Raw genomic sequence first — 25,541 nt, 5'->3', positions numbered from 1 at the left:
CCCCCGCGTCCCCCCGCCCCCTGATCGCCGACGGTCATGCGCGCGACGTGCTGACCACGGAGTACACCGTGCTGATGTCGGCCGTCACGGCGGCGTGGTCGGCGTCGCTGACGAGGACGAGCCTCTTCCTCGGGGTGGTCTCCGCCGCCGGTGTGGCTTTCGGATTCGCATCCCAGGGCGGCATGGATTCCGCGACCTTCACGGCGGTCGCGGTCATCGTCCTGGCGCTCACCCTCTTCCTGGGGATCGCGACCTTCGTCCGCGTCGTGGAGGTGCAGCGCGAGCTCAACGTCTACCTCATGGGGATGAACCGCATCCGGCACTTCTTCGCGGAGACGGAACCCGGCGTGCAGCCCTATCTCGTGCTGCCGGTCAGCGACGACGAGGGGGCGCTGTATCGGAGCATCGGGACCGGCATGCATCGGGCGCGACCGCGCTTCCGGCTGCTGCACCTCACCGTGCAGACGCAGGGCATCGTGGGCATCGTGACGGCGGTCGTCGCCGGAGGATGCGTCGGATTGCTGGCGTCCGGCTGGGGCGGCGCGGTGGCATGGCCGCTCGCGGTGGTGTCGTTCGCGATCACGCTGGTGCTGCTCTACGTCTATTGGCATCGTTCCCTGACGGAGATCCGGCGGTCCTTCCCGCCGATGTTCCCGTCGCCTCCGGCGCGGAGCCGTCGATCGCGCTGACGCGCAAGGGGCGGGGAGGCTCGCGGCGCCGTGTGAGAATGCACACGACCGCCTAGGGAGAACCTCCGATGATCTCGCCACTGATCGCCGTCGCCGTCCTGCTGGCCGGGTCGATCGTCCTCATCGCGCTGCGCCGCCGCGCCGAACGAGACATCGCCGTGAGCGCCCGCGCCGCCCTCGTCACGGGGGAGACGCCGGTCGCCCCCGCGAACCAGCCCGATGCGGCCGCGTCGCTGGCGGCGGCGGAGGCCGTCGGCAGCGCGATGATCCAGGCCGGGTACACCGTCGAGACGGTCCAGGACGTGCTGAGCGACATCGCCCGCGTCAACGGGCTGCCCGAGAGCGAGATCCTCGTGTTCCCCAACGCGGTGCTGATCTCGGCGCGCGGCGGAGGACAGCATCAGACGGGTGCGGTCGCGGGATCCGGCGGCCAGCTCCTGCTCTCGCAGGTCGACGAGCTGCAGCGGACCGCGGACGCGGCGCGCACGGGACTGCTCGACCCTCGCTCGACGGTCGAGCGCATCGAGCGCATCCGCCAGATCGCCCCGGCATACGGCCCCGTGCTGCGCGTGCTGGGGTACGCCCTCCTCAGCGGAGCGCTGTCCGTGCTGCTCGGCGCCTCCTGGAGGGGCGCAGCGCTGTCGGCCGCGCTCGGTCTCGTCGTCGGCGCGGCCCTCCTCGTCAGTGAGCGGGTGCCGCGGCGCTACGGCGCTCTCCTCACGGTGGCGATCGCCTTCCTGGTCGCCGTCGTCGTGTTCGCGCTCCTCCGCGCGGGCTGGGGCCCCGGCATCCTGGCGGCCCTGCTCGCGCCGCTGGTGGTGCTGCTGCCGGGAGTGCTGCTGACGACCGCCGTCCTCGAGCTGTCGATGGGTCACATGATCTCCGGCGCCGGGCGGGCGGCCGCCGGCGGCATGCAGCTCATCCTCCTGGGCGCCGGCATCGTGACGGCAGGGGCCCTGGTCGGCGTCCCCTCGTTCGACTTCCATCACGAGGCCCAGCTGCTCGGCCCGATCGCTCCATGGATCGCGGTCGCCGTGTTCGGCGTTGCGATCTCGGTGCACCGGTCGGCGCCGCGGCGTGCGCTCGGGTGGATCCTCCTCGTGGTCTACATGGCGTACGCGGCGCAGGTCCTCGCCGACCTCGTGGTCGGGGGTGTGCTCTCCGCCTTCGTCGGAGCTCTCGTCGTGACACCGATCACGGCGCTCGTCGCGCGGCAGCCGTCGGGCCCTGCGGCTCTGGTCAGCTTCACGCCGGCCTTCGCGCTCCTCGTGCCGGGTGCTCTCGGGCTCGTGAGCGTCGCCGACGTCCTGGGCGGCGACTCGGCGGGGACCTCGTCGCTCATCGCGACGCTGTCCACGATGGTCGCGATCGCGCTCGGCGTGCTGGCGGGATCGAGCCTCTCCAACCGGATGCGGCGGCCCGCGCTCTGAGCGGGCCTCAGCCGGTCTCGACGCGCGTGTGCGGCTCGTCGTCGGCGGGAAACTCGAACGCGGCGTGATAGCGCCGCAGCGCGGACTCGTCCAGGTGGAGGGCGTTCGGGCCGGTGCTTCCTCTCCGGCGCCCCACCCGGTCGACGAGCGCCTCCAGCGGTGCGTCAACCACGACGAGGACCGGCTCGCCCCCTGCGTCGCGGACGAAGGCGCGCAGCTCGTCTCGCACCGCGCGGGTCGAGAGGGAGGCATCCAGCACGACGGGCGTCCCGGAGGCGATGGCTGCGCGAAGCCGGTTACGCACGCGCCGGTCCGCCTCGCCGAGCGCCTCGGGTGTCACGTGGATGCTGTCGTAGCCGAGCATCCACATCTCCTCGTCGTAGGAGACCCGCACGTAGCCGTCCGCCTCGAGCGCGCGGGCGTACGTCGTCTTGCCCGCGCCCGCGACGCCGCACAGCAGGACGACTGTCGTCACCACGGCCTCCCTGCAGCATCAGGAGATGATCGCGACCGCCCCGCACACCGATCGGGACTCAGCGGAATCCTCGCACGCTCGAGAGCGTCGCGGTCAGGTCGCCACGAGCCTCGGCGCATCCCGCCGCGCTGCGGCGGAGCGCGTGCGCCGGAGAAGGATCCGGAAGGTGATCCCGGTCACCGTGGCCATGGCGACGGCCATCGCGATCCCGGCGGCGATGCCGATCCCGACGGCCGCGATCGTCGCCTGGCCCTCGTGCCAGAGAGGCGGCGCGATCGCGAAGAAGACGCCGAGACCGACGAGCCACGCGAGCGCTGTTCCGACGATCCACCATCCGGCGCCGGCCAGATGGCGGCGCAGCTCGAACCATTGCGCTCCCCCGATCGACCCGAGGATCGCCACGACCAGCACCGCCAGGGCAGCGAACCGCAGCACGATCGGCCACGTCATCCACACCTGCGCCGTCGACGACGGAAGCAGCCCGCACACGTACGCGAAGACGGCGGCGGCGCCCGTGAGCATGCAGAACAGCGCTCCCCGCAGCGCCGGCAGCTCCCTGCGCATGGCCAGGTACTGCGCTCCCCCGAGGACGACGCCCTCGACGAAGCCCGCCGCGAGCAGCAGGAGGACGGCGGCTCCCGAGTCGGCCACCAGGGCCCCCACGGTCGCCGGGACAGCGAAGCCGACGGCCTCCCCCGTCCCCACGAGGAGGAGCCAGCGCGGCAGACCCGCTTGCCCTACGTCGACCGCCGCACGAGTGGCGCCCTCGTCGCCCGCCCCTCGCTCGCTCGGAACCATCCCGACCTCCCCGTCCGCTCCAGTCCACCCCCTTGGGCGGCCGCGCGACGGGCCCAAAGTCCCGGCGGGAAGTCGGGGCATCGTTTCCGGCCGCACCTCTCGCCCGAGGGACCTTCGACCCTGCCCGGGCATGAACGGGAGGACGAGACTGGCGTCATGGACATCAGCACACTCGCACGACGCACCCTCCTGGTCGTCCAGGGGTTCGTCGCGGCAACCGCGGTCGCGGGCGGCATCGTCCTCGTCCTCGCGTCGGTCAGTCCCGCGATGGCGACCGTCCTCAGTCCCCCGCCCGAGTATCTCGAAGGCTCTCCGTTCGCGAGCTACCTCGTACCCGGGCTCGCGCTGGCGCTCGTGCTCGGGGGGATCCACATCGCCGCCTTCGTGGCGGTGCTGCGCCGCGTCCCCGGCAACCTCATCGTCGCGGCGGCTGCGGCGTTCGCCGCCCTCATCTGGATCTTCGTGCAGATGATCTTCATCCCCTTCAGCTTCCTGCAGGCGGTGTACTTCGGCGCGGGGCTCCTCGAAGCCGGTCTGACGATGGTCCTCCTCGGCCTTCTCGCGCCCTTCGGTGCCGCACCGGCACCGGCCGCGGCGACGGCGGGCTCCTCGACGAGAGCCGCGGGCTGACCGCACGAGGCTGGCGCCACTACGACGTCAGTGGCTGCGCGGCGCGAGGACGTCGGCGGCGCGCGTCGACGGCGCTGAGAGCCTTCGCGCTGGTTCCCTATGAGCGCCGGCGCGTCCGGACGAACGGGCGGACGATCGGATCACTCCTGATGATGCAGGTGATCCCGGTGCTTCTCGGCCTGGCGCGACCGGACGGCGACGTCGATCGGTCCGGTGACCGTGAGCTCGTCCTCCCAGCACTCGATGCCCGTCACGTCGGGCAGCAGATCCCGCGTGAAGACGGGATCGCGCCCCTCACGACGCTGCTGGGTGTAGTTCCGCAGCAGCCGGAACGCGATGCCGGAGAGCAGGCCGATCGCGATCAGGTTCGTCAGGGCCATGAGCCCCATCACCCCGTCGGCGAAGTTCCAGACGAGATCGGCGCCGACCACGGAGCCGCCGAGCACGGCGACGACGACCACGATGCGGTAGACGGTGAGCACCGCGGGCCGCGGGGTGATGAACTCGATGTTCGACTCCCCGTAGTAGTAGTTGCCGAGGATCGAGGAGAAGGCGAGCAGGAAGATGATGACGCTCAGCGCGATGTTGGACCACTCCCCCAGGGTGCCGACGAGGGCGCTCTGAGTCAGTCCGATCCCTCGCGCAGCCCCCGCCAGATCGGGCACCGACACGAGGATGATGAACGCCGTGATGGTGCAGACGAGGAATGTGTCGAAGTAGACGCCGAGCGTCTGGACGAGGCCCTGCTTCGCCGGGTGGGTCACCGCGGCGCTCGCGCCGGCGTTCGGCGCCGAGCCGAGCCCCGCCTCGTTGGAGAACATCCCGCGCTTGACCCCCGTGAGGACGATGTAGCCGAACGCGGCGCCCACGACCTCGTTGAACCCCCACGCCGAGGTGAAGATCTCGGCGAACACCGGCCCGATCCTGTCGACGTGCAGCGCCACGACGATGATGCCGATGAGGAGGTAGGCCAGCGCCATGATCGGGACCAGGAACTGCGTCACCGAGGCGATGCGACGGACGCCGCCGAACACGACGAGGCCGGTGAGGAGAGCGATCACGACCCCCACCAGCCACGGAAGCCAGGGCACCTCGCCGCCCACGCTCGCTGTCACCGTCGCGGAGATCGTGTTCGCCTGCAGCGAGCTGAACGCGAAGGGGAAGCAGACGATGAGGATGACGGCGAACCACACGCCGAGCCACCGGGCCTTCAGTCCCCTCTGCATGTAGTAGGCGGGGCCACCGCGGAAGCTGTCTCTGTCGCGCACCTTGAACAGCTGCGCGAGGGAGGACTCGATGAAGCTGGACGCGCCGCCGATGAAGGCCATGACCCACATCCAGAACACGGCGCCCGGCCCGCCGACGGCGATCGCCGTGCCCACGCCCGCGATGTTGCCGACGCCCACGCGGGAGGCGGCCGAGATGGTGAACGCCTGGAACGCCGACACCGACTGCGGCCGGCCGTCGGCCGTCTGCGGCGTCTTGTCGGTCAGGGTCCGGAACATCTCGGGAATGAGCCGGAACTGGACCACCCCGGACCGGATCGTGAAGTAGATCCCCAGCACCACGACGACCGGCAGGACGACCCATGTCCACAGATTGTCGCCCCACGTCAGCAGCCACTCGTTCACGGCATCCATCCGGTCAGTATGGCCAAGACGGGACCCTGGCGCGAGCTTCGCCGATCCGCGCAGCCGGTTGTGGGATCCGGACAGCGGAGTAGCCTCGAAGGTAGTCGGCTCGCAGTGCCGACCGGCCAGCCTCGCCACTGACCCCCGTCGAGCGAGTCGTCGGGATCACCTCGTGGCCGGATCGGAACCCGGGGATCCCGCTCACCCGCCCAGGATCGGAAGGTCCTCCCATGGGCAAGTTCACGTACGAAGCGTCGATCAAGGTCGACTTCGAAGACAGGGCCCTCGCGCACCTGCAGCTGGTGATCGGCAGCAAGCTCCGCCGAGGAGAATCCTTCTTCTTCTCGTGGCGCGATGACGCCAGCATCGGTAACGGTCGCACGACGGTCTGGATGCACCCGCAATGCGCGCTCGTCTACAAGTTCTACGGTGGCAGGCAGCCTCGGCTGAACCCCGCCTGGATCGAGGCGCTGGCCATCACGGCGAACTCGCCGTCCGGGCTGTACCTGGTTCCGGAACCGGCGATGCCCCAGACCCATCCGGACCACGAGGAATCGCTCGTCGGCTGACGCGGGACGCACCGGGGGAGGCCGGGCGCCGCTGCTGATCCGGATCGCCCCCGGGCGATGCGCACTTTCCGAGGCGGAAAGGGCTCAGGCGAGTCGGCGAAGCGCTCGCTGGAGCGCGTCCCCGATCGTGGACGGGTCGATCGCGGGAGCGTCGCCACGCTCGACCTGCTTCGCCCACGATTGAGCGATGTACCGCATGACTCCCGCGAGGATGTGCGTGATGATCTCGGCCTCCTCGACGAGGTCCTCGTCGGGTTCGTCCGGATGCTGCGTCCGAAGGCGCAGGTGGATGATGTCGGCCAGCTCGTGCTCGAGCTCGGCGAGGCGATCCATCTGCCGGGCCATGAGGACCGGGTTCGTCCCGACGGCACGGATGCGGCGCGCGAGGAGATCCGGGTCGGCGGCCATCGCGCCGGGGTCGATGCGGATGAGCTGCGCGGCCTCGAGAAGTAGGGGGCCCGTGGAGACGATGAAGGCACGGGCCGCCCGCTCATCGAGGCTGGGGGCATCGGCTCCGACGAGCGCGGCATCCTTCGTCCGGAAGTGGTTGAAGAAGGTGCGCTGGCTCACACCGGCGCGGGCGCAGATCATGTCGACCGTCACGGCGTCGTATCCGTGCTCGAGCACGAGATCGACGGCGGCCCGCTCGATCGCGGCCGACTTCTCGATCGCGTCGCGGCGGCGCGGCGGACTGGTCGACATGATCTGCGCTCCTCGGGTCACTCGTACCGTAGCGACTCGATCGGGTCCTGTCGCGCCGCGCGGCGCGCCGGCAGCACACCGGACAGGAACGCGATGAGCGTCACGACGAGGATGACGGCGATGACGTTCCCCGGTTGGAACAGCAGGATCTGCAGTCCCGGCAGGCCGGAGAGGACCGATGAGGCCGCGACCCCGGCGATGGCCGAGCCGACCCCGATCGCTGCGAGCGCGCCGATCGCCGCGCCGAGCAGGCCGATGATGATCGCCTCGAACGAGAACAGCGCGAAGACGCGCCCGTTGGACATCCCCATCGCCTTCATCAGGCCGATCTCTCGGGTGCGCTCCTGCACGCTCATGAGGAGGGTGTTCACGATGCCGAACGACGCGGCGATGAGGGCGACGATCGCGAAGGCGCTGAGCACTCCGATGATCCCGTTGATGACCGTCTGCACGACGCCGAGCTGGTCCTCCACCGTCTGGCCCGCGAGGTCGTCGCCGGCGAGGTCGGCCTTCACGGCTGAGATGTCGGCCTCCGTCACCGCCCCGTCCGAGCCGGAGCCGGAGAGGTACGCGACGGCGATCGGCCACCCCTGCGGCTGCCCGGGGATCGCCTGGGCGTCGGCCACCTGCTGCACGAGCTCGCTGTTCGCGCCGGCGCCCGAGGCGAAGAGGCTCTCCCGGGCGACGCCGACCACCTCGGCATCCACCTCCTTCTCCTGCCCCGCTCCGTCGGTGTAGCCGAGTGTCACCGAGGCGCCCACGGCATCCTCGGCGTCCGAGAACCCGAGAGTGTCCACATAGTCCTCGGGGAGGACGAGCTCGGGGGTGCTCGACTCCTGATCGAGCTGACGCCCCGCGATCAGGTCGCTCTGCCCGATCGACGACGTCGGGTTGACCGTCAGCTCGTAGCGCGCGCCGTCGGACGCCTCGATCCAGTCCACGGCGATCTGACTGACCGCTTCGACCCGGTCGACGCCGGAGATCCCCTCGATCGCCTCGATGTCCTCCTCGTTGAGCAGGGTGCTCGAGCCGAGGGGGTTCGCCTGTCCGGACTGCTGCCGACCGTCGGGATCGTATTCGGCCGGTCCCTCGCCTGTGTCGACCGAGGCCGCCGGCGAGACGAGGAGCACGTCGCCCGAGCTCAGCGAGGCGACCTGACGCTCGACGTAGTCGTTGACGCCCGCACCCAGCGCCGTCGTGAGGGTCAGGGTGAAGGCTCCTACGAAGAGGCTCAGTACCGTGAGGGTCGTGCGCAGCTTGCTGCGGAAGGAGTTGCGCGCCGCATTGCGGACGATGTCTGCGGTCTTCATCGGATTCTTCCCGCCGTCGCGGCCTCGGATGCGGAGCCGACGGCGATCAGTCCGTCGGCGATCGTCACGGCGCGATCGCACCGCGCCGCGAGCTGAGCGTCGTGCGTCACGACGACGAGGGTGATGCCGCGCTCGCGCTGCAGGCGGAAGAGGATGTCTTCGACCTGCGCCCCCGTGGCCGAGTCGAGGTTGCCCGTCGGCTCGTCGGCGAAGATGACCTGCGGCTCGTTGACGAGCGCCCGGGCTATGACGACGCGCTGCTTCTGCCCGCCGGAGAGGTCACCGGCGCGGTTGCGCGCCTTGTCGGCGAGTCCCAGCGCGTCGAGCGCCTCCATCGTGCGGCGCCGGCGCTCGCGGGGCGCGACTCCGGCGATGACGAGGGGGAGGCTGACGTTGTCGAGCACGGTCTGCCCGGCGGTGAGGAAGAACTGCTGGAAGACGAAGCCGAACGTGGCGTTGCGCAGCAGGTTCAGCTCGCGCTCGCGCAGGCGCGCGGCATCCCTTCCCTCGATCTCGATCCGTCCCGTCGTCGGGCGATCGAGCAGGGCGAGCAGGTGCATGAGGGTCGACTTGCCCGAGCCGGACTTGCCGACGATGGCGAGCGACTCGCCGCGCCGCACGTCGAGGGTGACGCCGCGCAGCGCATGGAAGGCGGCATCGCCGCGGCCGTACACGCGGGTCACCTCCTCCGCGCGCAGGACGAGGGGGACAGAGGAGGTCATGGCGATCCTTTCCGGCTAACTTGCAGTTACTGCATTTTATACCTCAGTTCCTGAAAATTCACTACGGAGTCGATGGGATGCCGCGGGGCGGGCAGCGCTGATGCGGCCGCATCGACGCGCGGAGTCGATACGGAATCCGTCGAACGTGCTCATCCGGCTCTCTCGACTGAAAGAATCCAGCCATGCCGTATTGGCTCGTCTTCGCATTGTTCGCGCTCGGATTCGCCGGGCTGGCCGCCTGGGCGTCGCGCCGCCTCCTCGACCGCTCGGTCGGATGGGTGCGCACGGGCATCACGGCGCTCGTCGTCTTCCTGGCCGCCCTGCCGATGGCGGCGTGGGCCCTGCGCGCCGCCGGAGTGCTCAGCGGCGATCGACTCGTCGCAGACACGCCGATCGCCCTGTCGTTCCTGGCCCTGACCCTCGGCTGGCTGTTCGCCGCTGTCGTCGTGTGCGTCGTGACGCTCGAGTTCGCGTGGCCGACGCATCCCCGTCGCAACCCCGTGACGTCCGTGCGGGAGGCCTTCCGCCGGCGCGACCGCGCCCGCCGCTACGCCCAGATCCTGTCGATCGCCTCACGGCACGGCCTCGCGATCTTCGGCGCACCTCGCACGGCGGCCCGGGACCTCCCGGCACGGCTGGTCTCCGCCATGAACGACGCGGGAGTGACGTTCGTCAAGCTCGGGCAGGTGCTCTCCACGCGAGACGACATCCTCCCCCGCGACGTCGTGGAGGCGCTCTCGACCCTGCAGATGGAGTCGACGCCGATCCCCTGGGCCGAAGCGGAGGCCGCCATCCGCGCCGAGCTTCGAGTGCCGATCTCGGAGGTGTTCCGCGAGATCGACCAGGAACCGCTCGCGGCGGCCTCCGTCGCGCAGGTGCACGCGGCGACGCTGCGCGACGGCTCCTCGGTCGTCGTGAAGATCCAGCGCCCGCGGGCCCGCCGGCAGGTGACGACCGACCTCGACATCCTCCGCCGCCTCGCCGCCGACCTCGAACGGCGCACGAGCTGGGCGAAGGAGTACGGCGCCTCGGCCCTCGTCGAGACCTTCGCGCGCGGACTCTACGAGGAGCTCGACTACCTCAACGAGCTCCACAACGCCGAGATGCTCCGCGACCCGTCCGGCTCACGCGCGGCGCTGCGCATCCCGCGCGGCTACCCGGAGTACTCGACGCAGCGGATGCTGGTGCAGGAACGCGTGAAGGGCACCGCCTTCAGCCACGTCTCGTCCCTCGCACTGGACAAGGAGGACCCGTCCGAGATCGCCGATCGGATCGTCTCCGCCGTCCTCGACCAGGTCCTCCTCCGCGGGGTCTTCCACGCCGACCTGCATCCGGGGAATCTCATCCTCGGCGCGCCAGGGCCGGACGGGGAGCCGCGACCGGTCACGCTGATCGACTTCGGTGCGGTCGGCATCGTCGAGAAGAGCCTCCGCCGCCTGCTCGTCCCGCTCCTCCTCGCCATCTCGAATGAAGAGGATGCCGCGGCCACCGACCTCGTGCTGCTGATGTGCGCGCACGGCGAATCGCTCGACAAGGCGGCGCTGCAGCGCGACATCGGGAGGGTCATCACCCGCGTGCGCAACAGCCCGACCAACGACAACCTCTTCCGGCTGCTCGTGGACGCACTGCGGCACCACCGCCTCGCGATCCCCCCTCCCCTGCTGCTCGTCTTCCGCACCCTCGGCTCCCTCGACGGCACGCTCCGGCTCCTGCAGCCCGACTACGACCTCACCGCCCGCGGGCTCTCCCTCGCGCCGTCGGTCGCCCTCCGCGCCGTGTCTCTCAAGGAGGCGGCGATCAGCGCGCAGACGCAGGCGGTCATCTTCGTCGAGAGCGCCCGCCGGATCGGCCGCCGCGTCGAGAGCATCTCGCGCGCGCTCGACGAGGGCACCTTCTCGCTTCGCATGCGCCTGTTCGAGAGCGCGCCCGAGCGGTCGTGGGTGGACAGCCTCGTCTCCCGCGTGACGATCACGACGGTCGGCATCACCCTCGTGATCGCCGGCGTCCTGCTGAGCGTGAGCGATTCGGGTCCGATGCTCACCGAGACCGTTCCGGCGTTCTCCTTCCTCGGGGCGGTGCTCGGTCTCGGCGGTCTCCTGCTGCTCCTGCAGAGTCTCAGTCGGTCCCTGCGGGGCCGGGGAGAACCCTGGTAGGGCCCCCGCCTCGCGGGACCAACGTCCTGCATCCAGCCTCATCCGGCGGAAAGACTGAGCGCACAGTCATCCAGATGAGGAGCAGAAAATGAGGGCAGCGGTCGTCCCGTCCTTCGGAGCAGCAGCACAGGTCGAGGAGCGCGCGATCCCCGTGCCGGGTCCCGGGCAGGTCCTCGTCAGGCTCGAAGCCTGCGGACTCTGTCACACCGACATCCACGCGATGCGCGGCGACTGGCCGGTCAAGCCCGGGCTCCCGCTCGTGCCGGGCCACGAAGGGGTGGGGATCATCGAGCAGCTCGGTGACGGCGTCACCAGTCGCACGGTCGGGCAGCGGGTCGCCATGCCGTGGCTCGGGCACGCCTGCGGGGAGTGCCGCTTCTGCGTCGACGGGCGCGAGAACCTGTGCGAGCAGCAGTACAACAACGGCTACGGCGTGGACGGCGGGTACGCCGAGTACATGCTCGCCGACGCGCGATTCGCCGTCCCGGTGCCCGATGGGGTGACCCCGCTCGACGCCGCTCCCCTGACCTGCGCCGGCGTGACGACGTACGCCGCGATCAAGAACGCGCACATCACGCCGGGAGAGACGGTCGCCGTCTTCGGCATCGGCGGCCTCGGGCACCTCGCGGTGCAGTACGCGCGCCTCGTGGGCGCGATCGTCATCGCGGTGGACATCAGCGCCGAGAAGCTGGCGCTCGCGTCCGAGCTCGGCGCCGATCACGTGGTGGATGCCTCGAAGGGCGACCCCGTCGAGGCGATCCGGTCGCTCGGCGGAGCGGACGCGGCGATCGTGCTCGCGGTCGCGCCGTCGGTCTTCGACCAGGCGTTCGAATCCCTGAACCGCGGCGGCCGGCTCGTGCTGGTCTCCCTTCCCGCGGACGGGACGATCACACTTCCGATCTTCGACACGGTGCTCAAGGGCATCAGCGTCATCGGCTCCATCGTCGGGACGCGTCAGGACCTCGTCGAGGTCTTCGCCCTCCACGCCGCCGGCCGCACGCGCGTCGTCACCGAGACGCGTGAGCTGGAGGAGGTGAACGCCTCGGTGGAGGAGGTCCTCGCCGGCACGGTTCCCGCGCGGCTCGTCTTCACCTACGAGACGGCGGACGTCGTCGAGGCGTGAGCGAGCGCGCCGCCGTCAGCCCTCCAGGCCGGCGGCGGCGTCCGGCACGTAGTTCTCGAGATTCCGAGGCGGTCGCTCGTAGCCGCGCGACTCGGGCCGGGTCGGGATCTCGACGGGTTCCGGCTCGACCTCTCCGTACGGGATCCTCGACAGCAGGTGCGTGATCATGTTGATCCGGCTGCGCCGCTTGTCGACGGACGGGACCTCGAACCACGGGGCTTCCGGGATGTCTGTGTGCACGAACATCGTGTCCTTCGCGCGCGAATAGTCCTCCCACCGCGTGATCGACAGCACGTCGTTCGGACTCAGCTTCCAGCGACGCATCGGGTCTTGCGCGCGCGAGCGGAACCGCCTCTCCTGCTCGTCCGGCGAGACGCTGAACCAGTACTTCAGCAGAATGATGCCGTCCTCCACGAGCAGCCGCTCGAAGATCGGCGCCTGATGCAGGAACCGGTGGTACTCGACGTTGGTGCAGTAGCCCATGACGTGCTCGACGCCGGCGCGGTTGTACCAGGACCGGTCCATGAGCACGATCTCCCCCGCGGCGGGGAGGTGGGGGACGTACCGCTGGAAGTACCACTGACCCCTCTCGCGCTCGGTGGGGGCGGGAAGGGCGACGATCCGCGTCACCCTGGGGTTGAGGTACTCGGCGACGCGTTTGATCGTCGAGCCTTTGCCCGCGGCATCCCGTCCCTCGAAGATCACCACGATCCGCGCACCCGACGCCTGCACCCAGCCCTGCATGTCGACCAGCTCCGCCTGGAGCCGGTGGAGTTCGCGTTCGTAGGGCTTCTTGGCAAGGCGCGGCTGGTCCATGACCGCGACAGTACGCGCGCGGGCTGCGGCGCCGCTACGGATCGACGGAGGATCCGCGCGACCCGAGCTCCTCGAGGTCGGCTCGCTGGCGCCGGAGGAACCCGGAGTACCCGCCGGGCGTGCGACCCGTGGTGCGTCCCGATGTGATCACCTCCGCCTCGTCGCTCACCGCGACGAGGGCGCCGGCGTTGCGGCACCGGGCGACGAGGTCGACGTCCTCGTGCTCGCCGAGCGGCGCGAAGCCTCCGACGGCGACATAGTGGGCGGCGCTGAGGCCGAGGTTCGCACCGTGGACATTGCCGGCCGGCCGACCGCGGATGTGCGTGCGCAGCCAGATGGAGCGCTGCTGCGGCGTCAGATCGGCGAATTCGGGGCGCACGGTTCCGAGGCACACGTCGGCGCGACGGGAGATCTCGCGGAAGTGGGTCAGCCAGTTGCGCGGCACGCGGGAATCGGCGTCCGTGTTCGTGATCCAGACCCGGGAGCGTGGAACGCCGCGGAGCGAGTCGAGAGCGTCGGCCACTCCGAGCGCGCGGGCGGCACCCACCCGCCCCTCGCCCGAGAAGAGAACAGGGAACGGGAAGGCCCGTGCGACGTCCTCCGAGGAGTCGCTGCACCGGTCGAGCACGACCCGCACTTCCGTCCGGATACCGGCCCGGGCGGCCACCTCTACGGCATCGGCGAGGGCGAAGAGGGATGCCGCGAGCAGCGCCTCCTCGTCGCGGACCGGAACGACGACGGCCATCGCAGCGGCCGGCTCCCGGCTCACAGCAGACCCTCCCGCTCAGCGACGGATCGCGCAGGCCGGCGCGTGAACACGTCGAGGATGAAGTCCCGCTCCACGTGCGAGGCGACGACCTCCCACGCGGCGACGGCACGCAGCGCGTCGTGGACGTCGTCGCCCGTCTGCGGATACGCGGCGACGGGATGGCGCCAGTGGCAGGCGACGACGCATCCGTCCGCCGAGAGGGATGCCTCGATCAGCGCGAGCGTCCGGCGCAGATCGTCCGGCGCGAGGTAGTAGCCGACCTCCGAGAAGACGATGGTGTCGAACCGCCCCGTCGGCCAGTCCGCCGGCACGCTCCCCTGCCGCACCGTCACCCTGGTCTCGCCGCCGAGCCGGCGCCTTGCCGTCTCGACGGCGGTGGTCGCGGCATCCATCGCCAGCACATGCCGAGCGCGCCGGCTGAGGTCGCGCGTGAGCAGTCCCGACGCGCAGCCGATCTCCAAGACGTCGCCGAGCTCGGCGGTCGGAAGCGCCGCCAGCAGGAGGGCCCGCTTGCGCTCCTCGTACCAGCGCGTCTCGAACCCCCACGGGTCGGCGCCGTTGCGGCGGTAGAAGTCGTCGAACCACGCGGCATCCAGGCTCTGTCCTCTCGCCTGCGCGACCTCGGCTTCGACGAAGAGCTCGACAGGACGGTGGAAGTGCGCCTGCATGCCCTCGTGGAGCAGTGGCTCGTCCCCCGGCTGATCCGAGAGCGGCTCCGTCTGCGAGCTGTGCACGGCGAGCGCATGGCGCTTGGCCCGCTGCTCCTCGTCGGTGAGTGCCAGCGCGACCATGCGCTCCCACGGCAGGTCATCCGGCACGCCCCAGTGCCAGGCCCAGATCGGATACTCGACGTAGCGGAATCGGCGACGCCCGGCGACGTCGCCGGAGGTCTCGGCGACGGCGCGATGGTCACCGTGGCGGTCCTGCGCCCACGGTGCAGCCACGAGCACCCGCCGCGCACTGGTGGCTCGCACACGGTCGAACATCGCCGTCAGGTGATTCGCGAGCGAAGCCTTCGCGCTCGCCAGCCGGCCGTCGGGGAGCCCGAAGAACAGCACCTCGGCGTCCGGAGCGACGTGAGCAACCGCTCTGCGCACCTCCTCCCGCCGCCGGCGAGCGAGCGCGGCAGCATCGTGGGTCGGAGAGCCCGGATGCGAGGCCTCGCCGTCGCTCGCCACGGCGACGATGACACGGCCCCCCGACCGCGCCGCGCGCCGCATCAACCCGCTCGCTCCCAGAGTCTCGTCATCGGGGTGCGCGGCGACGACGATGAGCACGTCGAAGGAGGTGTCGAGAGGTCGGAGCCGTCGCCGCGACAGCTCCGCACGCCACAGCGCCTCGGATGTTCCGGCCTCGAGGTGGCTGAATCCGGTCATCGGCGCGCCTCGCGGTCGGCCTTCCCGATGCCGGCGGATGCCTCGGGCTCGACCACCGCCCTCTCGTCGCGGAGCGCTCCGTGCTCGACCAGCATCCGCCCGAGCCGGGCCGCGTCGCGGAGGCCGTGGTGCTGCCGCAGGTAGAGGTGCAGATCGGCGACCCGCCGCGCGTGCGCGTCGTCCGACACGAGCGGCCCGGGGCCCAGGGCCGCGTCCGACTCGGCCAGAGCTGCGCCGGCGGCGCCGGCGACGGCCGAGCGCACCCGCTCCGCCACGAGCCTCGCAGGTGTGCCCGACCTTCCGTCGACGACGTCGGCCGCCTCCCGGAGGGTCGCGCGAGCGGCCCAGAGCGCGGCATCCACCCGGCCCAGGTGCACGAGCGCGACCTGGTCCGCCCGCTCCGACGACGCGGCCGTGCGCAGGCCGTCGAGGACTCCGATCGCGCCGCCGTACCAGCACGCGGCGACCGACATGCCTCCCCAGGCGAACCCGGGACGCGACAAGTACCAGCCCGCCTCCCCGATCGGAACCGCCGGCGCGCCGTCGAAGTCGACCGGAGCACTCACAATGCCGGGAAGACCGCGGGCGACCCACGGACCGTCGTGCGGTCGCACGGTCGGCGCACGAAGCGCCACGGCGAACAGTCTGCGCTCCTCGCCGACGAAGGCTGTCACGAGAGCGTGCGACAGCTGCGACGCGAGGGAGCACCACGGCTTCGTGCCGGTCAGGTTCCATCCTCCGGCCGTCTCGCGTGCCTCCAGGCGCATGCCGCGACCTTCCGCGGCGAAGACGCCCCATGACGACGCGGCGTCAGCGCCGATGGTGTCGAGATCCAGGGGATCGCGACCCGCATCGGTCGCGCCGACGCTCGCCTCCGCCTGACGGAGGATGCCGAGCGCGTCGAGGTGGGGCTCCAGCACGCGGGCTGCGGCGACATCTCGAAGCGCGGTCGCGGCGAGGAGGTCCCAGAGCGATGGGGTGTTCCCGCTTCCGGCCACCGGCGCGTATCGACCGGTGCGCACCGCCCACTCGATGGTGGCGGGGGTGTCGCGACCGAAATCGCGAATGGATGCCGCGTCTTCCAGCGCTCTCGTGCACCACTCCTCGCGGTGTTCCTCCGGCGCGATCAGCGACCGGGCGTCCGCTTCGTTCAAAGGGTGCCTCCTCCGGCCGCCGGCCAGCGCCCGACGACTGCGGGAGCGGTCGTGCCCATCATGCTCGTGGTCCCCCTTCCGTCGGCATCCGGCTCATTGGGAGCGTAAGCGCGGTTGAGGCGAGGCCGGCGACCTTGACAAACATCCGTGGGTGATCGGGTGGCCGATGAGATCCTCGACGCCCGCTCACTGCACCGTCAGCTCGACCCCCTGCCCGACCTCGAGCACGACGCCCACGAACGACGGGATGACGTCGGCGAGCGCCTCGCGCAGCTCGTCGACGGGCGGAGTGTCGCCGTCGTCGGTGTCGACCTCCACCGTCGCGGTCAGTCCCGACCAGTCGACGGCATAGACGCGCGCGCCCGGTTCCGGCTCCACCCATTCCGTCACGGCATCCTGGATCGTCACCGACCACCGGGCGAGCGCGATCGAGACGACCGAGTTGGCCGCGAGGGGAAGCGCGATGATCAGCGTCAATCCGGTGACGATGGCATAGGCGCGGCGGCGGTTCGCCCCCGGCGACGACCCCGGATCGCGCGCGTAGCCCGCGAGCGTGAAGACGATGCTTCCCGCGATGATGAGGGCGAGGACGTTCGAGAGGAACAGCCACAGCGCGCCCAGCGCGTCTCCCCACAGGCCCTGACCGGCGCAGACCCCGACCACACCGAGCGGCGGCACGAGCGAGATGGCGATCGCCACTCCCGGGAGGATGGCGCTGAGGTCACGGCGGCACATCGCGAAGCCGCCCGCGAAGCCCGTGGCGAGCGCGGCGATGAGGTCCATGAAGCTCGGGGAGGTGCGGCCGACGACCTGCGAGTTGGTCTCCAAGCTCTGCGGGGTGGCGACGAAGAGCGAGAACAGCAGCCCGAGAGCGACGACGATGACGAGCCCGAGGAGTACCCACAGGATGCCGCGGACGACGAGGCTGAGATGCCCCGTGACGATGCCGAGGCCGATCGCGAGGATCGGCGTGCCGAGGGGCGCGATGATCATCGCGCCGATCACCGTCGCGGTGGAGTCGGTGAGCACGCCAGCGATCGCGATGACCCCCGCGAGAGTGAGCATGATCAGAAAGCCGCTGCGCTTGCTGACCTTGTCGCCCGCGCCGAGGTCGAGCGCCTCGGTCACCTCGGCGGCGCTCTGCCGCTGAGCCGGCGGGATGAGAACGTGCACGAGCGAGGACGGCGTGTTCATGCGCTCATCATGGCGCAGGGGTGATCGCGGGCGGATGCCGACACCCAGCCTCGGCCCCCGGGGCTTCGCGCCCAACGGAACAGTCCCGCAGACGAGGCCGGACTTGGCGCTACGCCCGGTCCTCTAGGGCTTGACGGACGCGCTCGGCGTCTTCTCTCTCGCCATGAAGGGAGAGCCACTCCTCGGCAGCGTGCGCCGCCCGGGCGGGGTGAGTGAGATCGGTGCGCGTCAGAAGCGGAACCAGCACGTACCTCGCATTGGCCGTCGTGCCATGTTGCGCGAGCCACTCGAGCGCAGCGACCTCGGCGAGAGCGGGTCGCTCGAGGTCACGTCGCGCGAGCAACGGATCCAGGACATGAGTGGCGACCGCGCTGGTGGAGTGCTCGGCGACCCACACGAGGGCAGCCTCTTCGGCGCGGGCCGCCTGAGCCAGATCGTCCCGCTCGAGCAGCGGGGCGAGCACATACGTTGCGTCCGCGGCGACGCCGAACCGGGCCAGCCACGCGAGGGCGAGGTGCTCGGCAGCCTCCGGTCGGGAGAGGTCGGGGCGTTTGAGCAGCGCCGTGAGCACGAAGTTCGCCTTCGATGCGCCGCCGTACCGTTCCAACCAGCCGAGAGCCGCCTCTTCGACGCGCTGGGCCTGCGCGAGGTCGGAGCGCCGAAGCAGCGGGCTCAGCACGAATCTCGCGTTGAAGGTCGTGCCGTTCTGGGAGAGCCAGTCGATAGCGGCCGCTTCGATGACCCCTGCCTGAGTGAGATCGGTGCGAGGAAGGCACGCGTTGTAGACGAACTGCGCCTCGGGGATGGTGCCGTGTGAAGCGAGCCAAGCGACAACGGCCTGTTCGGCGACCGCAGGATGGCTCAGATCGGCGCGCGTGAGCAGGGCACGATAGACGTACCGGGCGTCACGGTCGGCGGAGTGCTCGGAGAGCCACTCGAGAGCCGCCTGCTCCGCCATCGCGGCCTGCGCGAGGTCCCTGCGCGCCAGGAGGGGCGGCAGCACGAATCGGGCGCTCGCAGCGGTGGCATGCTGCGAGAGCCACGCGAGAGCGGCTTGCTCGACCCGCGCGGGGTGGAAGAGACTTCCGCGGGACAAGAGCGGCCGGTAGAGGTACTCCGCGCTGACCTCGGTGCCGTGATCGGAGAGCCACTCGAGAGCCGCCTCTTCGACGAGTCCGGCCTGAGCGAGATCGGGCCGAGCGACGAGGGGTTGCAGCACGAAGCGGGCGTTCGGTGTGGTGCCGTGATCCGAGAGCCAGTCGAGCGCGAAGGCCTCGACGGTCGAAGGCCGATCGAGATGCGTGCGCGTGAGAAGCGGTTGCAGCACGAAGCGGGCGTTAGCTGTGGTGCCGTGGTGGCCGAGCCAGGCGAGCGCGGCCTCCTCGATCAGGGCAGCCTGCGTGACGTCTGCGCGAGCGAGGAGCGGTTGCAGCACGAAGCGGGCGTTCGACGAGTCGCCGTGCTCGGCGAGCCAGTCGAGTGCACCCTGCTCGACCACCGCGACCTGCGAGAGGTCGGCGCGCGTCAGAAGCGGTCGGTAGACGAATTGCGCGTCGAATGCCGTCGGATACCGGGACAGCCAGTCCAGAGCGATCTGCTCCACGAGCGACGGTGAAGAAAGATCCTGTCTCTCCAGCATCGGCTCCAGCACATACGTCAGTTCGGGAGCCTTCGAATTGGCGGTCAGCCATTCGACGGCCGCCTGCTCGACGAGCGCACCGTGAGCGAGGTCTGGCCGAGCCAGGAGCGATTGAAGCACGAACCGAGCGTTGAACGTGGTGCCGTGGTCCGACAGCCAATCCAAAGCGGCCTGTTCGACGAGCGGCGCCTGCGTGAGATCACGGCGCGCCAGGAGCGGCCGGTGGACGAAGTCCGCCTGAAGGGAGCGACCGTTCGTGGCCAGCCAGTCCAGCGCAGCCTGTTCTGCACGTGTGGCCTCCTCGAGGCTGCTCCGGGAGATCAGAGCCTTCAGCACGAAGCTCGCCTTCTCGGACTCGACTGCGGTGTTGTCAGCCAGCCAACTCAGGGCTGCGGCTTCAGCGAGACCTGCGTGCGTGAGATCGGGCCGAGTGAGGAGGCTTCGCAGCACGAAACTCGCGGAGGTCGGCACGGCGCGGGAGTTGGCTTCGAGGAATGCAAGAGCTGCCTCCTCGGCGCGTACAGGCTCAGCGAGGTCGTCGCGATCGAGCAGCGATACCAGGACGTGTGACGCATCGGGGGCGTCACCGTATCGAGTGAGCCAGTCCAACGCCTCGCGCTCGGCACCTCCCGGGTCCTTCAGCCGCGTGCGGGCGTTGAGCGTCCGCAGGACGTAGCTGGCGCCTTCCGGTTCCTCTCGGCCGCCCAGGCGAAGCCATTGAAGTGCCGCCTGCTCGACCCGTGCGGCCTCTGCGAGGTCTGAGCGGCTCAGAAGCGCAGGAAGGATGTGTGACGCGTCCGCCGTACCGGCATGAGTGTCGAGCCACTCGAGGGCCGCGCGCTCGGCCGCCGTCGGATCTGTGAGATCTGGTCTGGTGACGAGCGCTCGAAGCACGAAGCTGGCGCCCTGAGGGTCGGAGGCACTGTTGCTGTCGAGCCAGCTGAGCGCGGCGCGCTCGACAGGCGAGACGGCGTCGGGGGCAGCTCTGCTCAGGAGAGCGCGCAGAAGGTGGGACGCGTCTGCGGAATCGCCGTGGTGGACCAGCCAGTCGAGAGTGAATGCCTCCACGCGGGCGGACTGAGTCAGGTCGGCGCGCCCCAGCAGAGCCCCCAGCACGTGGGACGCCGAAGGAGCGGTGCCGTGTAGGGAGAGCCATTCTAGGGCGGCGTGCTCCACGTTCTCGACATCCGCGAGATCCGCACGGGTGAGCAGACCGCGAAGTGTGAACGACGCACTCAGCAAGGTGCCGTGTCGCTTCAGCCAGGTGGATGCCGCTGCCTCGACTCGCTCGAAGTGGCGCAGGTCCTCGCGGACGAGCAGAGGGTGCAGAACGAACTGCGCACTCAGCAGGGTGGAGTTCTCGGCCAGCCAGTCGAGCGCAGCCTCCTCGGCGTGCGCCCGATCGGACAGATCTTCGCGAGTGAGGAGCCGGCCCACGACGTAACCCGCCAGAGGGTCCTTTCCGTTCTCTCGAAGCCAAGCGATCCCCGCGTCGATCAGAGAATCCGCCGCCCCCGCCGGGAGTCTTCTCAGGGCGATGTAGATCGCGTGCCGCGCCCCGGGATGAGTCCCTATCGCAGCCAACCAGGGCTGCCCGATCGTCGACCACGAGTCGATGAACCAGGTCGACCACGGCTCGGTGTTCATGAGCGAGCCGAGGGAATACGAGGCCTCGTCGACATCCTCGCTCTCGCTCAGAGTGCGACGGATGCGGTCCGCGTGCGTCTGGCACCAGCCCTCGAAGTAATCGAACAGGGTGTCGTGAGCTCGAGGCGAGGTCAGGCGCGCATCGGCGATGAGCCGAGCGATGCTTGCGGCCATCCGTGCCAGGGCGCGCGGTGTCGTCAACGCAGCCTCGAGCACATGGCTGCCGAGCTCGCGATCGCCGTTCCTGATGTCCACGTCGAAGACCTCGCCGAGAATCTGATCGACGACCACGTCGTGCACGGACGTGACGGGAGTCGCCGACTGCGACACCCATCCGGCGATATCGAGTTGACCGAGCGTCCGCGTTGCGAACCGCCGCGGCTCAGGCCTCCCCAACGAAGCAGACGTTGCCGCGCCACTCGAGAGGACACCCTCCAGCTCCGCCGGCAAGACGCCGACGATGCCCGCCGCGACGGTCAGACTGGGCGATACCGTCTGCAAGTCCCCGAGGCGCGGCCTTTCCGTCGTTGCGTAGCCGTCCTCGCTCAGCCGCCGGCGAAGCCACGCACGAAGATCCCCTCCCGCGACTCCGGGAGTCGCCACGGCGTCGCCGGCCAGAGACAGGCGCTCGAGTTCTCGAGCGATCAACAGCGAGATGAGCGGTCGCTCTCCGCAGAGCCGATAGAGCTCGGTCGAGCCCAGACTGGCCATCGCGTGCGGTGCGGTCGCTGCCGCGATCTCGTTCGAGACGATGCGCTGGTAGTCCTCCGAAGCGCACACGTCGACCGCTTCGAACGGTTCGAGATCCGGGTATCTCTCGAGCCAGCCGGGCCGCGCCGTTGCAAGGAAGGCGAGGCGAACGCCCTGGCGACGGGCGGCCGGGAACACCCGCTCCCTCACTGCCCTCAAGTCCGACACGAACAGGTGGAGCAGGTTGAGATAGTCCATGACGACGAGCGTCGGAAGGCCGGTCGCCAGAGCCTCTTCCTGAATCGCCATCGCGGTGACAGCCGGCTCGCCGTCGGTCACGTGGAGGACGTTCCACCCCTGCGCGTCGGCGATCGACGCGACCTCGAAGATGAGTCTGGTCTTGCCGGCGCCTCCGGGGGCCCTGAGGAGGAGCGCGGGGTCCGCCTCGGTCGAGAGCCGTTCCCAGAGCCGCATCGGGTGACCTGGGTCGTCGTCCGGTGGCAGGCGATAGGGCAGCGCGCCGTCCCCGATGCCACCGTTGCGATCGCGGACCAGCTCGCTGTACTCGGTGTGCGAGAGGAACGCGACGTGTCGGGACCGTTGGATGGTGAGGCGCTTGAGAAGCTGAAGGATGTCGAGCTGGGCCTCGTTGACCTGGGCCAGGTCGGTGGCCATGACGATCTGCTGCCGCTCGACCCAGCTCGCGCTCTTGATCGCGGACGTCAGGAGGGCCTGACGCAGGACCCGCCCCGCTTGCTGCGCCGAGGTCTCGTCGCCGATGCCGAGCGCGCGGATGTCGGCATCGGTCAGATGGTCGGTGAGCGCTCCGGTTCCCCCGGCCTCGAGCCACGCTAGGAATCCTTCGCTCTTGGCCAGTCGCACAGCGGCTTTCGACTCCAGTTCACCGTCATCGATGGCACGAAGCTCGGCAACGAACTGCTTTCGGAAGCCGTAATCTGCGAGCCTCTCCTGGAGAGTTGCGGCCGCTTCACCCCCGGCGAGACCGATTCCGATGTTGATCGCCTCAGCCGCGGAAAACACCAAGCTCACGCTGACCCCACCCCTCCAGCCGCGCGAACGTCCGACCCCCAGATCGATCGCGGTTCTACTCCGAAGTCACTCGAGCTGAGGCTATCGAAGGATTCCGCCCGAACCGCGCTCGCGATGATGGGCATGTCGCCTGAGCCCGCCTGGACCGCTCTGCGCCGCCCGGGAATGCGACGTGCGGGCGGAGAGCACGGGAGCTGCTCGGTGGCGCACCTTCGTGGAGGGAGCACAGTCGCCCCGCTCGCGAGCCGTGCGGGCGAACGAAGAGGGTGCGGGATGTCGCATGTCGTGTTTCATGCGCCCCTGGAGGGACTCGAACACGTTTTGAGCATTTTGCATAGCGACGTTGGACGACAACCTCCGCGGAATTACGCGGATTTTCCGGTTTCTAACGACATCGAATGACGTCCGGAAACAGCCAGCGGCGAATGGAATGCGGGCAATGTGCGGGAACGTCTCGCCAGTCTAGAGCGGTCGTCGAGCCCATGCCGGATACCGATGCGGGCAAGTCGTTATTGACCACTAACTATACTGGCCGGTTTTGAGCGTTCTGCTCTAACGTCTGCCACTTGATCGGGCAGAGTGCGCAAATACCGTTCGATGCCTCGCATTGACGTCAGGGGCCCGATGGCGAGCCCGGGAGTTGGACCGGGCGGCTCCGCTGCTCCTCGTCGGTGCGCATCCGGTTGTAGGTCTCGCGGGTGATGAGGTCCTCCGCGAGTCCCGCCCCGCGAGCCCGCGCCATCATCCGCGTCGCGGTGCTGACGCTCACGCCGAGCTGATCCGAGACAAGCTTGAGCGGCGCGATGTTCACCGTGGTCGCGATCCGGTACAGCCTCACCGCCTCGAGGACGGTCTCGCCGAACTCGCGATCCGATGCGCGTGCCCGCACGTCGGCGAGATACTCACTCAGGTTCATCGACTCCCCCTGGCCGCGTTGCACCGCGACCACTCGCAGCGCGGACCGTTGGATGATCTGCAGCACGCTCACGTCCCGCAGCGAGGCGGCAGTGACTTCCTCGCCCCCCCGTCCGATCCACTCGGACGGATGCGGCGACCGACCGTCGCAACTGCTGGTCATAGACGACGCGCACACGGATCGCACCCAGGTTGTCCGGCTCGCCCGTCGCGACCGCATCCCAGCTCGAGGGCAGGTGCACGCCGTCGCCGACATGGATCCGTTCGGGATCGACCGCTTCGACGATGAGCTCACTCACAACGGCGAGTGTCCCACCGAATCGTGCGTGGTGAGCAATTAATGTCGCGCATTGCTCACGGAAGGAGTCCGGTGTGCGCAAGCGATGTCACGCATTGCTCACGGGAAGGAGAAGGCAACGAACAAGTCCGCGAACTCACTCGCACTAAGGATGAAGGATGCCGCCAAGCTCGTCGGCGTCGACTACCGCACGATCAAGCTCGGCATCGAGAGCGGGACCATCCCCACGATCCAGCTCGGCCCGCGCCGGATGATTCCCCGCGTGCCGCTGCTGCGCGCCTTCGGCGTCGACGCCTGACAAGTCACGGTCGCCTTGACCCAATGAAATCTCGCCGCCAGTTCAAGATCGCTTATCGGGCGACAGGGCGCGCTGGGCGACCGAGAGAGGTTGCCGCCTTGCCGGTGCTTGGCCTAGCGCGCAGCTTTGCACATCGACGACGGCGCATCCAGCCCGGCCGATGTTTGAACGCCTGCGCCGATAGTGTGGCGTGGTGACGGTCATCCGGATCCCTCAGTCCGTCACTTCTGCGCGCGCTGTGAGGCTTAGCGAGGAAGTGCTGGACGGCTCCCGTCCGCTGTTCATACCCAAGCACGTCAGCTACAAGAACGCACTGTCGGTCTCGTTGGTTACTCAATCAGTCATCACATGGGGTGTGCATCCCGCCGATGGCGGGCTAGTCACAGACATCGATTTGGATGACTCGCGGGCGGCACAGGACCTCGCTCGCAACACACCCCTTCTCGCAGCTTTCGCTCTCGCAACGAGTGTGCAGACCCTGGACGGGGTCGACATCACTGAGCGTGCAAAGGCGTTGAGCAGGTTCACTCTCACCGAGTGGGCCGCCGATATCCCTCAGCTGGCGCAGGGCATCACGGTCGGCACGGACCGAGCGGTCATGGCTGTTGACCATGAGCCATCCGTGATCCGGCCACGCGGCATCTACCCGCGCCCTCATCTCGATGAAGAGTCGCGACCGCTGTACGCAGGACGGCCTTGGAAGGACGCTCTTGAACTGCGAGGTAGGCGACCCCTTGGACATCGCGTGCTCGGTATCAGCGGTCAGAATCCCGAGGGCTGGGGGGATAATTACTCGGCGACTGGCAGCGCGCTGGGGATGCTCCTCTTCGAGCTGCTGCAGAATACGGATATCCATGCCAGACGAACCGTTTACGGCAACCCACTCCCGAGGTCGGTGCGGCTCCTGCATGTACGAGGCTTCTCGCAGGAACGCAGCGTCCTTGTGCGTTCGGACCCAGCTGACACCACCTTGATGAACTTCTATGCGAACGCGCCGGCGGTTGCCGGCAACGAGCGGCTTCGGTTCCTGGTCATCTCGGTACTCGACTCGGGTCCAGGGCTGGCGGCGACGCTACTCCGTCGAGAGAACTACACCGCGCCGACGTCGCCCACTCACGAGCTGGAGTACTTCCTTCGAGCACTGCGAATGACATCCAGCGGGAGCACGCGTGAACCGATGCGCGGACTGGGACTGCGGCGCGTGCAGACGTTCCTCACCGCCCTAGGAGGGTTCGCGCGCATACGCAGCGGAAGATTCGAGGTTCAGCGCAATTTCGCGAGCGCCCCCTACCAAGGCCCGGAATCCGATGATCGAAAGTGGTGGGGTGGCGTGGGCGCGCCGACAGCAAAGGAAAAGTTGGCCGGAACCGCCTTTACCTTGCTGATCCCCGTTCCCCCTTCTGCGGCTGCGGATGTCCTGTGGAGGGCAGCTGCCGATGGGGGCTGAGAGACGTGGCCTGGTC

The 25,541-nt window shown here is 69.4% G+C and carries 21 protein-coding genes; 8 read left to right on the top strand and 13 right to left on the bottom strand.

Annotated features, from left to right (window positions below):
• Window positions 1–47: 47 nt before the first annotated feature.
• Entirely contained in the window at window positions 48–689 is a 642-nt protein-coding gene (locus EV279_RS08700) for a hypothetical protein (RefSeq protein WP_133542627.1), read from the top strand.
• A gap of 68 nt (window positions 690–757) precedes the next feature.
• Window positions 758–2,119 (top strand): threonine/serine exporter family protein, encoded by a 1,362-nt coding sequence (locus tag EV279_RS08695; RefSeq protein ID WP_133542625.1) that lies wholly within the window; start codon window positions 758–760, stop codon window positions 2,117–2,119.
• Between the two features lie 7 nt (window positions 2,120–2,126).
• Here the strand turns inward: EV279_RS08695 and EV279_RS08690 are convergent, their stop codons facing one another.
• Window positions 2,127–2,594: an ATP-binding protein gene (locus EV279_RS08690; protein ID WP_166644490.1), complete on the bottom strand. Its 468-nt coding sequence runs from the start codon at window positions 2,592–2,594 to the stop codon at window positions 2,127–2,129.
• Between the two features lie 93 nt (window positions 2,595–2,687).
• Entirely contained in the window at window positions 2,688–3,392 is a 705-nt protein-coding gene (locus tag EV279_RS08685; RefSeq protein ID WP_208109504.1) for a hypothetical protein, read from the bottom strand.
• 156 nt (window positions 3,393–3,548) lie between these two features.
• On the opposite strand from EV279_RS08685, the gene EV279_RS08680 reads away from it, so the two are divergent.
• Window positions 3,549–4,022: a hypothetical protein gene (locus EV279_RS08680; protein ID WP_133542621.1), complete on the top strand. Its 474-nt coding sequence runs from the start codon at window positions 3,549–3,551 to the stop codon at window positions 4,020–4,022.
• A 140-nt stretch (window positions 4,023–4,162) separates the two neighbouring features.
• Here the strand turns inward: EV279_RS08680 and EV279_RS08675 are convergent, their stop codons facing one another.
• Window positions 4,163–5,662 (bottom strand): alanine/glycine:cation symporter family protein, encoded by a 1,500-nt coding sequence (locus tag EV279_RS08675; protein WP_133542619.1) that lies wholly within the window; start codon window positions 5,660–5,662, stop codon window positions 4,163–4,165.
• Window positions 5,663–5,883: 221 nt separating this feature from the next.
• Here EV279_RS08675 and EV279_RS08670 point away from each other — a divergent pair, with 221 nt between their 5' ends.
• Window positions 5,884–6,222 (top strand): ATP-dependent DNA ligase, encoded by a 339-nt coding sequence (locus EV279_RS08670; RefSeq protein ID WP_133542617.1) that lies wholly within the window; start codon window positions 5,884–5,886, stop codon window positions 6,220–6,222.
• Window positions 6,223–6,306: 84 nt separating this feature from the next.
• Here the strand turns inward: EV279_RS08670 and EV279_RS08665 are convergent, their stop codons facing one another.
• From EV279_RS08665 to EV279_RS08655, 3 genes are read right to left on the bottom strand one after another with little or no spacing between them, the layout of a single operon-like run.
• Window positions 6,307–6,924: a TetR/AcrR family transcriptional regulator gene (locus EV279_RS08665; RefSeq protein ID WP_133542615.1), complete on the bottom strand. Its 618-nt coding sequence runs from the start codon at window positions 6,922–6,924 to the stop codon at window positions 6,307–6,309.
• 17 nt (window positions 6,925–6,941) lie between these two features.
• Window positions 6,942–8,234, bottom strand: a complete 1,293-nt coding sequence (locus tag EV279_RS08660) for an ABC transporter permease (RefSeq protein ID WP_133542613.1) — start codon at window positions 8,232–8,234, stop codon at window positions 6,942–6,944.
• The gene (locus EV279_RS08655) at window positions 8,231–8,956 is read right to left on the bottom strand and encodes an ABC transporter ATP-binding protein (RefSeq protein WP_133542611.1); all 726 of its coding nucleotides are present in this window, start codon (window positions 8,954–8,956) and stop codon (window positions 8,231–8,233) included. The genes EV279_RS08660 and EV279_RS08655 overlap by 4 nt, the downstream gene beginning before the upstream one ends.
• A 182-nt stretch (window positions 8,957–9,138) precedes the next feature.
• Here EV279_RS08655 and EV279_RS08650 point away from each other — a divergent pair, with 182 nt between their 5' ends.
• Entirely contained in the window at window positions 9,139–11,109 is a 1,971-nt protein-coding gene (locus EV279_RS08650) for an AarF/UbiB family protein (RefSeq protein ID WP_133542609.1), read from the top strand.
• A gap of 88 nt (window positions 11,110–11,197) precedes the next feature.
• On the top strand, window positions 11,198–12,232 hold the full coding sequence (locus EV279_RS08645) for a zinc-dependent alcohol dehydrogenase (RefSeq protein WP_133542607.1): 1,035 nt from the start codon (window positions 11,198–11,200) through the stop codon (window positions 12,230–12,232).
• A 15-nt stretch (window positions 12,233–12,247) separates the two neighbouring features.
• Here EV279_RS08645 and ppk2 read toward each other — a convergent pair whose 3' ends face one another.
• The 7 genes from ppk2 to EV279_RS08610 form a co-directional block, all read right to left on the bottom strand.
• Window positions 12,248–13,048 carry a polyphosphate kinase 2 gene (ppk2, locus tag EV279_RS08640; RefSeq protein WP_133542605.1) on the bottom strand — a complete coding sequence of 267 codons (801 nt, stop codon included), beginning with the start codon at window positions 13,046–13,048 and terminating at the stop codon, window positions 12,248–12,250.
• A gap of 34 nt (window positions 13,049–13,082) precedes the next feature.
• Window positions 13,083–13,817, bottom strand: a complete 735-nt coding sequence (locus EV279_RS08635) for a glycosyltransferase (protein ID WP_243728499.1) — start codon at window positions 13,815–13,817, stop codon at window positions 13,083–13,085.
• The gene (locus EV279_RS08630) at window positions 13,814–15,193 is read right to left on the bottom strand and encodes a PIG-L family deacetylase (RefSeq protein ID WP_133542603.1); all 1,380 of its coding nucleotides are present in this window, start codon (window positions 15,191–15,193) and stop codon (window positions 13,814–13,816) included. The genes EV279_RS08635 and EV279_RS08630 overlap by 4 nt, the downstream gene beginning before the upstream one ends.
• A complete protein-coding gene (locus EV279_RS08625) occupies window positions 15,190–16,347 on the bottom strand; it encodes an acyl-CoA dehydrogenase (RefSeq protein WP_208109503.1) in 1,158 nt (385 codons plus the stop codon). The genes EV279_RS08630 and EV279_RS08625 overlap by 4 nt, the downstream gene beginning before the upstream one ends.
• Before the next feature lie 186 nt (window positions 16,348–16,533).
• On the bottom strand, window positions 16,534–17,541 hold the full coding sequence (locus tag EV279_RS08620) for a TIGR00341 family protein (protein ID WP_133542601.1): 1,008 nt from the start codon (window positions 17,539–17,541) through the stop codon (window positions 16,534–16,536).
• Window positions 17,542–17,650: 109 nt separating this feature from the next.
• Complete coding sequence (locus tag EV279_RS08615; protein WP_133542599.1) at window positions 17,651–22,558, bottom strand: hypothetical protein; 4,908 nt, start codon at window positions 22,556–22,558, stop codon at window positions 17,651–17,653.
• A 622-nt stretch (window positions 22,559–23,180) separates the two neighbouring features.
• Window positions 23,181–23,483: a hypothetical protein gene (locus tag EV279_RS08610; protein ID WP_133542597.1), complete on the bottom strand. Its 303-nt coding sequence runs from the start codon at window positions 23,481–23,483 to the stop codon at window positions 23,181–23,183.
• A gap of 448 nt (window positions 23,484–23,931) precedes the next feature.
• Between EV279_RS08610 and EV279_RS08605 the strand changes: the two genes are divergently transcribed.
• Complete coding sequence (locus tag EV279_RS08605) at window positions 23,932–24,078, top strand: DNA-binding protein (RefSeq protein WP_133542595.1); 147 nt, start codon at window positions 23,932–23,934, stop codon at window positions 24,076–24,078.
• Window positions 24,079–24,271: 193 nt separating this feature from the next.
• Window positions 24,272–25,525: a hypothetical protein gene (locus EV279_RS08600; RefSeq protein ID WP_133542593.1), complete on the top strand. Its 1,254-nt coding sequence runs from the start codon at window positions 24,272–24,274 to the stop codon at window positions 25,523–25,525.
• Window positions 25,526–25,541: the final 16 nt, after the last annotated feature.

Origin of the sequence: Microbacterium sp. BK668, from assembly GCF_004362195.1 — a bacterium.
Lineage (GTDB): Bacteria > Actinomycetota > Actinomycetes > Actinomycetales > Microbacteriaceae > Microbacterium.
This window is presented reverse-complemented; position numbering and strand designations above follow the sequence as displayed.